Below are 12567 nucleotides of genomic sequence, written 5' to 3' on the forward strand. Positions count from 1 at the left end.
AATGTGTTTAGAAAAAACCGTGCCAAAAACTAGACACATTACAAATGTATCATTTTTTTAGAACTGTCTTCCGATTATAAAATGTGTTTGCCAGCCAGATTTTGTTGGATTTATTGCATTGTCTCCTGGTAATGGATCAAAACCATGAGCAAAATCAATACCTAATAGACCAAATGCAGGCATAAAAATACGAATACCTAATCCAGCAGAACGTTTTAATTCAAACGGATTGTATTCACTGAAATTGTTGTAAGAGTTTCCTGCTTCTAAAAAACCTAAAGTATAAATAGATGCTGAAGGTTTGTCTGTAATAGAATAACGTAGTTCTAACTGAAATTTATTATAGATAGAGCCTCCTTCATTTTGGCCATCAGGACCAATAGAAAGGCTATTGTTTTCATAGCCACGCAACCCAATAGTTTCACGACCATCTAATTGGCCTTGTGCTATACCATCACCTCCAACAAAATATCTTTCAACGGGAGTTAATCCAAGTTTATCATTGTATGAACCTAAATATCCAACTTCAAAATTAGACATTAAAACTAGTTTATTAGCTAAAGAGGTGTACCATTTTCCTTTTGCAGATAATTTATAATATTCTAACCATTTGTATTTATCGGCCAAATAAGCTTGTGTTTGTTCTGTTGTAGGTTGAGAAGGTTCTATATAATCTTTTCCATTGAACAAAGAATAAGGTAAAGTAGCTTTTGCTTTAATTGAGAATTCAGAACCATAGGTTGGAAAAATTAAACTTGGTCCTGCAGAATTACGACTTAAAGAAATTGTATAAGCTAAGTTATTTAAATCCCCTTGACTCAAGGCAACAGAAGAGCTACCTACACGATAACCATAGTTATTTAAATCGATTTGTTGATAACTGACACTTTGAGAAAGAGTAAAATAATCATCAGGCCATTGTAAACGTTTTCCTAAACCAACAGAAGCTCCTAAAATACTCAGACTTTGATCTCTATTTACATTATTTGTTGAATAATTATATTGATATTGATTAGATAGGTATACAGAAAATGATAAAGATTGCGGTGTTTTTCCACCTAACCAAGGCTCTGTAAATGAAAAACTATAAGTATTATACGTTCTACTTGCTTGTAAACGTAAGGATAATTGTTGTCCATCACCCATTGGTAAAGGCTTATATGCTTCTTTGTTAAAAAGATTTCTAATAGAAAAATTATTAAAAGAAAGACCTAAAGTACCAATGAAGGATCCCCCTCCATAACCACCTTGTAATTCAATTTGGCTACCGCCTTTTTCAACTACAGAAAAATCGATATCTGCAGTTTTATTTTGGTAATCTGGTTTTACGTCTGGTGTTACGTTGGTGTCAAAAAATCCTAATTGACCAATTTCGCGAATGGAACGAATAATATTTTCACGACTAAATAAATCTCCTGGCTTTACGCGTAATTCTCTAAAAATTACATGATCATTTGTTTTGTCGTTACCAGTAACTGTTACTTTTTTAATAGTTGCTTGTTCATCTTCACGAATACGAACTTCTACAGTAATAGAGTCGTTCTCAACTTTTGTTTCAACAGCATTTACTGAAGAGAATAAATATCCATTGTTATGATATAACGTTTGAATGTCTTGAGAATCTGGGGTGCCATCTCCAGAAATACGCTCTTTTAAGACTTTTCCATTATATATATCGCCTTTGTCAATTCTTAAAAATCTATTTAAGAAATCATCATTGTATTTTTTATTTCCAACAAATAAAATTTCATTAAAACGATATTGTTTTCCTTCTTCTAATTTAATTTCAAGATTGATAGTATTGTCATTATTCCAAACCAACTTATCACTTAAAATTCGAGCATCTCTATATCCTAATTCACTGTATCGTTCTAAAATTCCTTCTAAATCTTTTTGATAATCATCCTGAATGTATTTAGACGTTTTCCAGAAGCGACCAAAAAACTTACGTTTTGTGTTTTTCATAACACCACGTAATTGACCATCTGACAAAGCATCATTACCAATGAATATAATATCTTTAATTTTAATACGATTACCTTTATCAATAAAGATATTCATGTCAACACTGTTGGTGTCTGACGTGTCTTTTTTAGTATTTAAAGAAACTTTGGCCTTCAAGAAACCTTTGTCTGTATACTTCTTTTTTAAGTAATTACGAGTCGTTACAATAAGGTTATCTGTAACCTGAGCACCTTTTTTAAGTTCAGACTCTTTTTGCAACTCTTTTGCTTTCGATTTACCTACACCAGTTATAGTTATCTTATTTAATTGAGGCAATTCTGTTACGACAAATTGTAAGTAAACAGTTTCCCCGTCTAATTTAGCTAGATATACATCAACATCACTAAACTGTTTGCTTTCGTATAATTTTTTAATAGCACTTGTAAGCTTATCTCCTGGTAATTTAATAGTTTGACCATCTATTAAACCAGTATATACACGAACAGTTTGTTCAGTGAATTTTTGTAAGCCTGTTACTGTAATTCCCCCAAGGATGTATTCTTTTCCTTTTTCGTAATTGATTTTACCAGTAGCTTCCTTCGTAGGAATACTGTCTTTTGGTGTATCTTGTGCTTGCGTACTCAACGCGCTAAATGCGATGATAAATAATGCTGTTAAAAATGAATTTTTATTCATTGATGTCAATCTGTTCACTTGTCTTTCCAAATCTTCGTTCTCTGTTCTGATAATCAATTATTGCGTCGAAAAGATTTTCTTTTCTAAAGTCTGGCCACAAAATTTCTGTAAAGTATAATTCTGCATAAGCCATTTGCCAAAGCAAAAAATTACTTATTCTTTGTTCGCCACTTGTACGTATCATTAAATCAACGTCGGGCAAATTAAATGTATATAAATGATTATTTATAATATTTTCGTCTATTTTTTCAATATCTAATTCGTTATTAACAACTTTTTTAGATATGTTTTTGATTGCATTAACAATTTCTTCTCGCGAACCATAACTTAATGCGAATGTTAAGGTAATTTTTGTGTTTTTTTTGGTTTCTTCAATAATATTAGTCAATACTTTTTGAGTTTTTTTTGGAAGCTGATCTATATTACCAATACTATTTATTTTAATCTCATTTTCCTGAAAACTAGGGAGTTCTTTTTTTAAAGTAGAAACTAATAAACTCATTAAGGCATCTACTTCTAATTTTGGACGATTCCAGTTTTCTGTAGAAAAAGCATAAAGTGTTATATACTTTGTGCCAATATCGGATGCGCCTGCTACAGCTTCTCGTACTGCTGTTAAAGCATTTTTATGACCAAAAACTCTTTGCATACCCCTTCCTTTAGCCCAACGACCATTACCATCCATAATTATGGCGATGTGATTGGGAACCTTATTAAGGTTAATACTTTGCAGTTTATTACTCATAAGTTTTATTCTCTAGGTGCATAACAAGGAGGTCTTCCAAAGGTATATACCAAAGAAATTCCTGTAAATATATAATGATCATTGCCTGTTCCAGCAAAGTTTAATCTAGCTATTTTGTCAGTTGTATAATCTAAATTGTCTACAAAGGTAAGACGAATTCCTGATTCTATGGCATACGCTAAGTTATCCGCTAGCCTACCCTTAACACCCAAACCCATTGGAATTGAGTAGGAAAAAGTATTTTCAAAAATAGATCTATTGTTAGTAGTTATATAATCAATAGTTTTATAGTTAAAAACAGCAATTTCTGCTAAGATATACGGTGTGAAAGAGGTTTTATGTTCTCTTATATTATATTCAAAGAAGTTAAATTCTATTCCTGCTGCAAATTCATGGATTGTGTTGGTAAAGCTGTACCCGCGTTGCTTTCTGTATGGACTCGATGCTTTTGTATCATTACCAGATATAGGTATGTATGTAAAGGTACCACGTAAAGCGATTCTTGGGTTTAAATTATATTTATAGATTAAGCCACCACCAACTTCATTGGGATTAATATAATTGGTGTTTCCAACGTCACCAATGTAGTTGCTTCCCCCTAAAAAAAATCCAATTTCATGAATTTGAGAGAAAGAAATACTTGTTGTACAAGTAAGTAGTAAGGAAATAAAATATTTCTTCATTGGTAAAAATAGCGTGCAAATATAGGGATTTGAATTTGCTTTAAAAAGTTAATAATCTGTCTTTTTTGATTAACTTCTTTTTTACCATTTTATTGTAAGAAAAGTTATTGCATAGGCTCATTACGAGTATCTTCTCCCCAAAGTAATTTTCCTCGTAAAGTTTTTAAGTAAGATTGATTCTTTAAAATAACGCTTTTAATGGTGAAATCAGCCTTTTTTATATACACTTTAGTTTCTTGTGAAGCTGTCGTAATTCTCGAATCTAAAGAAATTAAAAAATCTTTCTCACGTGCACTTACTTCTAATTGTATAGCAGTATCATCTGGTATTACCATGGGGCGTGCATTTAGATTGTGTGGTGCAATAGGAGTGATTACTAAACTTTTCGAGTTCGGTAATATTACAGGACCATTACAGCTTAAAGAGTAACCGGTAGATCCTGTAGGAGTAGCGATAATTAAACCATCTGCCCAATAATTAGTGAGATATTCATCGTTTAAATAGGTTTTTATGCCAATCATAGAAGTAGTGTTTCTACGGGCAATAGTAACTTCATTAAGAGCAAAGTTAATTTCGGAAAATTCTTTTGCTCTAGGGTTAGTTTCCACTTCTAAAAGAGATCTTTCTTGAATATAATATTCTTTTTTTAGTAATAATTGAATCGCTTTTTCAATTTCATCTTTTTGTACAGTAGCTAAAAAACCTAATCTACCTGTATTAATTCCTAAAATAGGAATGTTTAAATTACGAACATAAGTTACGGCACGCAAAATGGTTCCGTCTCCACCTACGGTAAACATAAAATCGAATGAATCAGATAAATCATTAAAGTGAGAAAATGTTGGGTATTTTTTATTGAGTGATTTATTTTCAATCAACAAATTGTAAAATTCTTCTTCAAAAGCAATAATAACATCATGAGTTTTTAAAGCTGTTATTAAAATTTGAATTTCCTTTTCTGCAGAAATGGTGTAAGATTGTCCGTAAATCGCAATTTTCTTCACTTAAAATGTATGTTTTTTAGACCTAAATGCCTAAATATTTTTTTAAATAATTAGCTCTATCTTTAAGTTGATCTAGGTAAAAATCATCTTCATGTTGTGTAATTACGTGATAGTTATATCTGCGAAATGTTTGAATGATTTCATTCATTTCTTCAGAAGAAATTTTTAGCGTAATTTGAACATCGTCTACAGTTTCATGAGACACATATAAACCTAATAATCGGGCATTATTACTTTCAACAATTTGAGAAACCTGGCTCATAGAGAAATCGGTTTTTGTTGTTGAAACTATTAACGTTTCATTATCATGATGCATAAATGGGCTATCTGCAAAAAGGTCTAAAATATCAGTTAAATCGTAATACCCTATATAGAATTGTTCTTGGTTTAAAACAGGAATCAAATTACAATCGTTATCAGCAAATAAAGCTATTAAATCTAATAAAGATGTGTTTTCCGTAGCGAAAAAATGATGAAATAAGTATGTGTATTCTTTTAATTCAGCATCTGTGTTCTCTATAGTTCTAATATCGCTTTCAGCAACACAGCCTAAAAGCTTGTTTTTTTCAATAATAGGAAAATGAGAAATAGGGTAATTTTTACACATTTGTTGTGCTTTTTTTACCGTGCTATGAAGTGATAGCGCTTTAATTTCTTTTAATATATAATCGTTGATATTCATTAACACGAATATAGTTTAAAAACTTTTAATGATTTACTTTTGTATTTTAATTTGAAATAATGACAAAGTTAAGTGTAAATATTAATAAAATTGCTACGTTACGTAATTCTCGTGGTGGAAATGTACCTAATTTATTACAGGTTGCTAAAGATATTCAGGAATTTGGTGCAGAAGGAATTACCATTCATCCAAGACCCGATGAACGTCACATTCGTTACCAAGATGCTTACGATTTAAAACCGATTGTGATTACAGAATACAATATTGAAGGAAATCCGATTAAAAAATTTATGGATTTGGTTTTAGACATTAAGCCTACTCAAGTTACGTTGGTGCCAGATGCTATAGATGCAATTACTTCGAACGCAGGTTGGGATACCATAAAACATCAATCATATTTACAAGAAGTGATTGCTGAATTTAAAAAGGCAGGAATTAGAACTTCAATTTTTATTGATACTGATTTAAAATTGATAGAAGCTGCTGCAAAAACAGGTGCAGACCGTATAGAATTGTATACCGAGCATTTTGCTAGTGAATATGAAAAAGGAAACAAAGAAACTGTAAAACCATATACAAAAGCGGCAATTTTAGCACACGATTTAGGTTTGGGTATTAATGCTGGTCATGATTTAAGTTTAGAGAATATTAAATTTTTTAAAGAGAATGTCCCAAATTTAGCGGAGGTTTCTATTGGACACGCTTTAATTTCTGAAAGCATTTATTTAGGGTTAGAGAATGTCGTAAATATGTATTTACATAAATTAAAAGGATAAAAATCATGCAAATTTTACACTCAAAAATTATTGGAGAAGGAAAGCCTTTATTAATTCTTCACGGGTATTTTGGAATGGGTGATAATTGGAAAAGTCATGCTAATAAATTTGCAGAAGATGGTTTTGAGGTACATTTAATAGACCAACGAAATCATGGACGTAGTTTTCATTCTGAGGATTTTAGTTATGAGTTATTGGTAGAAGATTTGAATAATTATATTGAGTATCATAATCTAGAAAAAGTAAATTTGATTGGGCATTCAATGGGGGGGAAGACCGTAATGTTGTTTTCTGTAGAGCATCCTGATTTGGTTGATAAATTAGTGGTTGCAGATATTTCTCCAAGAATGTATCCACCACATCATCATGCTATTTTAGATGCGTTGAATTCTGTAGATTTTTCAGTACAAAATTCTCGAAAATTGGTGGATGCTAAACTGGCAGAAGGCATACCAGAGATAGGTATTCGTCAGTTTTTGCTAAAGAACACGTATTGGAAAGAAAAAGGGAAAATGGATTTTCGTTTTAATTTAAAGTCGCTTACAGAAAATAATAATGAAGTAGGGGTTGCATTGCCTTCGTTTACTATTTTTGAAGGTGAAACTCTATTTTTACGCGGAGCAAATTCCGGTTATATTTCTGTTGATGATGAGCCACTTATCAATGCGCATTTTCCAAATTCAAAAATTAAGACAATTACCAACGCAGGACATTGGTTACATGCCGAAAATCCGAAGGATTTTTATAAAGAGGTACTTCATTTTTTAAAATAAAAAACCTTGATCATTTTGTTTGGTCAAGGTTTTTACAAAAACTAAAAAATAAGTATCCCCAATTATATTCTTCTATCTTCTCTTCTTTCTCTACGATCTTCACGTACCTCTCTTCTGTCTTCGTTTAATTCCATTTTTGTTGCTGCACTATCAGCTTCCATGGTTTTTGTAAATTCATCTAACAATTTAGAATAGGTAATCAATTTATGTTTACTCGAAGCTCGTTTTACGGAGAAGTTATATGTTTTAATTTTTTTCATAATTTCTTTTTGGCGCTTAGTGCGTGCAATTTGAGCCTTTAAATCCCTTCTGTCGTCTCGTTTATCTCTTGCATCATCACGCTTGTCATGACTGTCTTTTAGTAATTCTCTTCTTTCTTTTGAATTGTTAACAGCGATAACATCTCTACGAGAACGCCTTCTTTCTCTTTTAGAAGCACGAGCTTCTCTTTTACTTTGCGCTAATTCTTTTTTGTCTTGTGCAATTTTACGCTCACTTTGCGCAATTTCTCGTTGCATGTCGGTTAAAATGTCTGCTTTTAAAAACTTTATTTTTCCGATGTTGCCATTCAGGTAAGCATTTTCAAAAGCGTTTACTTTGGTTCTGAAAGCAGTTAATTGTGCTGCATCTTTTTTTAGTTGATGTTTGTCAACTCGAATCGCTTTTCTATTATCTATAGCTTCTTTGGTGTTCCTTACCATCTGTGCATTTGCTAAACTTACTAGTAAAACAAGTGCTAATACATGTAAAGTTTTTAAAGTCTTCATAATTTGAGTTTTTTGTTATTACTAAGACTTTAAGAACTTGAAAAGGTTTAAAGGGGTGCGAAAATTATAAAAAAGTTAACTTAAATGTGTAGTTTTTTACCTTTCTCCAACCCAATGAGGGTAGATAAGAGCTTGTTTTGAAACTTCATTTAAATCATTCATCTGTTTTGTAGTTAATGTCCACTCAATTGCATTTAAATTATCTAAAAGTTGTATCTCGTTTCTAGCTCCAATCACAATATTAGACACAGTTCTATTTTGTGTTAACCAATTGATTGCAATTTGCGGAATACTTTTTCCTGTTTCATTTGAAATGCTGTCTAATACATCTATAACATTATATAAAAACTCATTTTCAACAGGAGGTGACCCAATATCTCCACCAGATTTTATTCTTCCTTCTGAAATGGGTTGATTCCTTTTAATTTTACCAGTCAATCTTCCCCACCCTAAAGGACTCCAAACCATTAATCCCATTTCTTGATCTTTTAAAAGAGGCATTAATTCTTGTTCATAGTCACGACCAATAAGTGAATAATATCCTTGGTAAATAATATATTTTTCTAAGTTATGTTGTTCTGAAACAGATAGTGATTTCATTAATTGCCAAGAAGCAAAATTTGAACATCCAATATATCTTACTTTCCCACTTAAAACTAAAGTGTTTAATGTTCTTAATGTTTCTTCTATAGGGGTGTTTCCATCAAAACCATGTATAAAGTAAAGGTCTATGTAGTCTGTATTTAAACGTTTTAAACTGTCTTCACAAGCTTGAATTATATGAGAGCGAGAAGAGCCTTTGTTATTTATTCCTTTTCCCATTTCAAAAGAGCCTTTTGTTGAAATAATTGTTTTTTCTCTTTTCCCTTTAATCGCTTTTCCTAAAATTTCTTCAGACGCTCCTTGTGAATAAACATTTGCTGTATCAAAAAAATTAACACCTCTCTCTATACAAATGTCTATTAGCCTTGATGCTTCTTTTACATCAGTTTGTCCCCAACGTTGAAAAAATTCATTTGTACCGCCAAACGTTCCTGTACCTAAGCTTAATAGAGGTACTTTTAATCCTGATTTTCCTAAATTTCGATATTTCATTTGTTATAGTTTTTAATGAAACAAATTTGTAAGAAAAAAAGGAAGTTTTAAAAGATAAACCTCACAGATAAAGTGTGATGAAAGTCACATTAACTAGTGGCTAGCCTACTTAAAGTTTCTCTTGAAACTCCAAGATATGACGCAATCATCGTTTTTGGCACTCGTTGAATTAGAGATGGATATTGTTTGAGTAAATCTTCGTAACGATTTTTAGCATTATTACTTATCAAGCATAAAATTCTTCTTTGTAATAAGATGTATTCTTTTGTAGTTTTTTTTCTAAAGAAGGAGTCCATTTTTTGTAAACTATTACATAATTTTTCTTTATTATCTAATGTAATAAATAAACTATTTCCGTCCTCAAGACATTGAATATTTAGTGTCGCTTTTGTTTGATTGTGATATGCTTGTGGGTCTGTTATCCATGAACCTTCTGTTGCAAATTGTAAAATATGTTCTTTATTTTCTTCGTTCCTATGTGAAGCTTTTAAAAGTCCATTTATAATAAAAAAGTCATTATCTACAGTATCTCCTTCTTGTATTAGAAATTGGTGTTTCAGAAATCTCTTCTGATTAAAGTGAGATAGAACAAAATCAAACTCTTCATCTGTCAAGGAAACTATTTTTTCTATATGCTGTCTAAGTTCTTGATTCATTATTTATTATGTGATTTAGTTTAAGTAACACACAACGAGTGAAAGAATTTTCATTTGTTTTAATTGTAGATATTCGTCAATAGCGAAGTTATCAGAAATTAGTTTTAGAAGCAAAATTAGTTTCAAAAATAACTGCCAAAACTTCATGTTTTTCTATTTGGTACGATTATCGCATTGTAAAAAACGTTATTACAAACAAATTGAGTGAATTTCATTACAAAAGAGCAAGTTGCTTCATCGTTTCACTCTTCGCAATGACGGAGCAAAAAACTGATTCCTGCCTTTACAGGAAAGATAAATAATAATTATATGAAAATATTCTTAAAACTCTTATTAACTGCTTTGGCAGTAATTATTTTAGCAAACTTTTTACCCGGTATTACGGTTGATAATTATTTAACGGCTGTTTGGGTAGCGTTAACAATTTCAATACTTAATATGTTTGTGCGTCCTTTATTGGTCATTTTTACCTTGCCGGTAACCATTCTTACTTTAGGTTTGTTCTTGTTTGTTATCAATGCCATCATTATTCTGTTGGCAGGAAAACTTGTTACAGGTTTTATGGTTACAGGATTTTTTACAGCAATGGTATTTAGTGTATTGCTATCTATATTTAGGTCGCTGCTTTTTAGATTGTTAAAAGAGGAAGATAATTAGTTGGTAAAACGACCAATTAAAATAATTAAATAAAGATGTTTTGGTTTTTAGACTGATTTTTAGTTTAAAAACGGCTGTAAAAAAATATGTGCTTCTTGCAGTTAAAAGTCTTGGTTATCAAGAAATAAAACATTAATTTTGCACCCAATTTTTTAAGAAATAGATTTTATCGAAATGAATATAACGAAAGAAAATGTAGATGCGTTAAACGCAGTTGTAAAAGTTGATATTGTTGCTGAAGATTTTCAAGCTAAAGTAACAGAGGTATTAAACGACTACCGTAAAAAAGCAAACATTCCTGGTTTTAGAAAAGGGCACGTGCCAATGGGAATGGTAAAGAAGCAGTACGGTAAATCGGTAATGATTGATGAGGTAAATAAGCTTTTACAAGAAAGTTTAAACAAGTTTTTGGTAGAAGAGAAGTTAGATATTTTAGGGAATCCATTGCCAAGAGTACAAGATGATTTTTCTTGGGAAGCGGATAAATTTTCTTTTGAATTCGAATTAGGTTTAGCACCAGAATTTGATGTAGATTTAAAAGGGAAAAACAAAATTACTGAGTATAATATTATTGCTACAGACGAATTATTAGATTCAGAAGTTGAAAATATTCAATCTCGTTACGGAAAAATGTCTGCTTTAGATGTTGCGGAAGAGGATTCTAATGTAACGGGTACTTTCGTAAACGAAGAAAAAGGGATTAACAAAAAATCTACTTTCTTAGTAAACGATTTAAAAGGAAAGAAAAACGAAAAGAAAGTAATCGGAGCTAAAGTTGGTGATGTTATCGAATTAGATACTAAAAAATTATTCGAGGACGATCACAAATTACAACACGTTTTAGGTGTTTCTCACGATGAGGCTCACGATTTAGATATCAAAGTAACATTAACTGTTGAAGAAATTACTAAAACTGAATTAGCAGATTTAGATCAAGAGTTATTTAATAAGTTATTTGCTGACGGAAGTGTAAAATCTGTAACTGATTTAAAAGAAAAAATCAAAGAAGACGCAGAAAAGCAATTCCAACAACAAGCAGATCAACAATTATTAAATGCCGTTACAGAGCATTTAGTAGACAATACTAAATTCGATTTACCAGCAGAATTTTTACAAAAGTGGTTACAAACTGCAGGTGAAAAAGAATTAACTTCAGAGGAAGCAACAGAAGAGTATGCAAAATCTGAAAAAGGATTACGTTATCAATTAATCGAAGGAAAGATTATGAAAGATAACGATATCAAATTAGAGTATACTGAGTTGTTAGACTATGCAAAAGGATTCATTAAAGCGCAAATGGCACAATTTGGTAACATGAATCCAGAAGAAAAAGAATTAAACGATATTGCTGGTAGAGTATTATCTAATCAAGAAGAAGCACAACGTTTACAATCTCAGTTAATTTCTCAAAAATTATTAAGCTTCTACAAAGAAAACATGAAGTTTAAAACAAAAGAAGTAAGCTACGAAGACTTTATTAAAGAAGTTTACAAATAAGAACTGAAATCGTTTAAAATATAGAAAGCCGATACGAGAGTATCGGTTTTTTTTGTCATATAGTGCCCAATCGAATTGTTCAATCCCTAATGCAGTTTACTCGTAAATTACATCAAATTTATACATGGGATTTTCATATTCAAAAATCTTCGAATAACCCATAACATTGTCAATTCCATCTAATTCACATAAATAGGCAACAACAGCATTTAGTCCGTTAAACAATTTATCTTTATTTGTAGGATTCTGAGGTTTCGGATTGTAATGACATAACGGAACTATAAATCCACAAGCTTCTAAAAAAACTTTTTCAATATGTATTAATTCTAACGGAGTATAACCATTAAATTTCCTCCCTAATTGCTGATGTACTCTTCCAACATAGCTTAATTTTAAAGAACCGTGTTGGTCAGATAAATGTTTCCAGCTATCATGGTTGTCCAAAATATTTCCAACAGCACATGCCGAACAACATTCTGGGTTCAACTCATTATTATGAAATGCATTGTATAATTTTATCAATGCCTGTTCTAAGCGTTTAGGTGTTTCCATATATGAATAAATTATCCGTTTAAATATACAAAATATTGGT

The 12567-nt window shown here is 31.1% G+C and carries 13 protein-coding genes; 4 read left to right on the forward strand and 9 right to left on the reverse strand.

The genetic code is table 11. From position 1 onward, the window contains the following. Positions 1–57: 57 nt before the first annotated feature. From bamA to C7447_RS04380, 5 genes are all read right to left on the reverse strand, one after another. Positions 58–2640, reverse strand: coding sequence for an outer membrane protein assembly factor BamA (bamA, locus tag C7447_RS04360; protein ID WP_148869112.1), 2583 nt, complete (start codon positions 2638–2640; stop codon positions 58–60). Next, positions 2633–3385 carry an isoprenyl transferase gene (locus tag C7447_RS04365; protein WP_148869114.1) on the reverse strand — a complete coding sequence of 251 codons (753 nt, stop codon included), beginning with the start codon at positions 3383–3385 and terminating at the stop codon, positions 2633–2635. Before C7447_RS04365 ends, bamA begins: the two co-directional genes overlap by 8 nt. A gap of 5 nt (positions 3386–3390) precedes the next feature. Beyond that, on the reverse strand, positions 3391–4068 hold the full coding sequence (porG, locus tag C7447_RS04370; protein ID WP_148869116.1) for a type IX secretion system protein PorG: 678 nt from the start codon (positions 4066–4068) through the stop codon (positions 3391–3393). 104 nt (positions 4069–4172) lie between these two features. Then, positions 4173–5072, reverse strand: a complete 900-nt coding sequence (locus C7447_RS04375) for an NAD kinase (protein WP_148869118.1) — start codon at positions 5070–5072, stop codon at positions 4173–4175. Positions 5073–5094: 22 nt separating this feature from the next. After that, positions 5095–5754 (reverse strand): CBS domain-containing protein, encoded by a 660-nt coding sequence (locus C7447_RS04380; RefSeq protein ID WP_148869120.1) that lies wholly within the window; start codon positions 5752–5754, stop codon positions 5095–5097. Between the two features lie 59 nt (positions 5755–5813). On the opposite strand from C7447_RS04380, the gene C7447_RS04385 reads away from it, so the two are divergent. Continuing rightward, complete coding sequence (locus C7447_RS04385; RefSeq protein ID WP_148869122.1) at positions 5814–6530, forward strand: pyridoxine 5'-phosphate synthase; 717 nt, start codon at positions 5814–5816, stop codon at positions 6528–6530. Between the two features lie 5 nt (positions 6531–6535). Next, a complete protein-coding gene (locus C7447_RS04390; RefSeq protein WP_148869124.1) occupies positions 6536–7303 on the forward strand; it encodes an alpha/beta fold hydrolase in 768 nt (255 codons plus the stop codon). Positions 7304–7365: 62 nt separating this feature from the next. Here C7447_RS04390 and C7447_RS04395 read toward each other — a convergent pair whose 3' ends face one another. The 3 genes from C7447_RS04395 to C7447_RS04405 all read right to left on the reverse strand — a co-directional run bounded on the left by C7447_RS04395 (position 7366) and on the right by C7447_RS04405 (position 9821). Beyond that, the gene (locus C7447_RS04395; protein ID WP_148869126.1) at positions 7366–8070 is read right to left on the reverse strand and encodes a hypothetical protein; all 705 of its coding nucleotides are present in this window, start codon (positions 8068–8070) and stop codon (positions 7366–7368) included. A gap of 96 nt (positions 8071–8166) precedes the next feature. Beyond that, on the reverse strand, positions 8167–9165 hold the full coding sequence (locus tag C7447_RS04400; RefSeq protein ID WP_148869128.1) for an aldo/keto reductase: 999 nt from the start codon (positions 9163–9165) through the stop codon (positions 8167–8169). Positions 9166–9254: 89 nt separating this feature from the next. Continuing rightward, a complete protein-coding gene (locus tag C7447_RS04405) occupies positions 9255–9821 on the reverse strand; it encodes a Crp/Fnr family transcriptional regulator (protein WP_148869130.1) in 567 nt (188 codons plus the stop codon). 309 nt (positions 9822–10130) lie between these two features. Between C7447_RS04405 and C7447_RS04410 the strand changes: the two genes are divergently transcribed. Further along, positions 10131–10478: a phage holin family protein gene (locus tag C7447_RS04410; RefSeq protein ID WP_148869132.1), complete on the forward strand. Its 348-nt coding sequence runs from the start codon at positions 10131–10133 to the stop codon at positions 10476–10478. 174 nt (positions 10479–10652) lie between these two features. Then, complete coding sequence (gene tig, locus C7447_RS04415; RefSeq protein ID WP_148869134.1) at positions 10653–11975, forward strand: trigger factor; 1323 nt, start codon at positions 10653–10655, stop codon at positions 11973–11975. Between the two features lie 96 nt (positions 11976–12071). Here tig and C7447_RS04420 read toward each other — a convergent pair whose 3' ends face one another. Further along, on the reverse strand, positions 12072–12527 hold the full coding sequence (locus C7447_RS04420; RefSeq protein ID WP_148869136.1) for a Na(+)-translocating NADH-quinone reductase subunit F: 456 nt from the start codon (positions 12525–12527) through the stop codon (positions 12072–12074). Positions 12528–12567 lie beyond the last annotated feature (40 nt).

This window comes from Tenacibaculum adriaticum (assembly GCF_008124875.1).
Lineage (GTDB): Bacteria > Bacteroidota > Bacteroidia > Flavobacteriales > Flavobacteriaceae > Polaribacter > Polaribacter adriaticus.

Bases quoted from the DNA above. Each gene is read 5' to 3' on its own strand.
- bamA (WP_148869112.1), bottom strand. From the start codon at position 2,640: ATGAATAAAAATTCATTTTTAACAGCATTATTTATCATCGCATTTAGC.
- C7447_RS04365 (WP_148869114.1), bottom strand. From the start codon at position 3,385: ATGAGTAATAAACTGCAAAGTATTAACCTTAATAAGGTTCCCAATCAC.
- porG (WP_148869116.1), bottom strand. From the start codon at position 4,068: ATGAAGAAATATTTTATTTCCTTACTACTTACTTGTACAACAAGTATT.
- C7447_RS04380 (WP_148869120.1), bottom strand. From the start codon at position 5,754: ATGAATATCAACGATTATATATTAAAAGAAATTAAAGCGCTATCACTT.
- C7447_RS04385 (WP_148869122.1), top strand. From the start codon at position 5,814: ATGACAAAGTTAAGTGTAAATATTAATAAAATTGCTACGTTACGTAAT.
- C7447_RS04390 (WP_148869124.1), top strand. From the start codon at position 6,536: ATGCAAATTTTACACTCAAAAATTATTGGAGAAGGAAAGCCTTTATTA.
- C7447_RS04395 (WP_148869126.1), bottom strand. From the start codon at position 8,070: ATGAAGACTTTAAAAACTTTACATGTATTAGCACTTGTTTTACTAGTA.
- C7447_RS04400 (WP_148869128.1), bottom strand. From the start codon at position 9,165: ATGAAATATCGAAATTTAGGAAAATCAGGATTAAAAGTACCTCTATTA.
- C7447_RS04405 (WP_148869130.1), bottom strand. From the start codon at position 9,821: ATGAATCAAGAACTTAGACAGCATATAGAAAAAATAGTTTCCTTGACA.
- C7447_RS04410 (WP_148869132.1), top strand. From the start codon at position 10,131: ATGAAAATATTCTTAAAACTCTTATTAACTGCTTTGGCAGTAATTATT.
- tig (WP_148869134.1), top strand. From the start codon at position 10,653: ATGAATATAACGAAAGAAAATGTAGATGCGTTAAACGCAGTTGTAAAA.
- C7447_RS04420 (WP_148869136.1), bottom strand. From the start codon at position 12,527: ATGGAAACACCTAAACGCTTAGAACAGGCATTGATAAAATTATACAAT.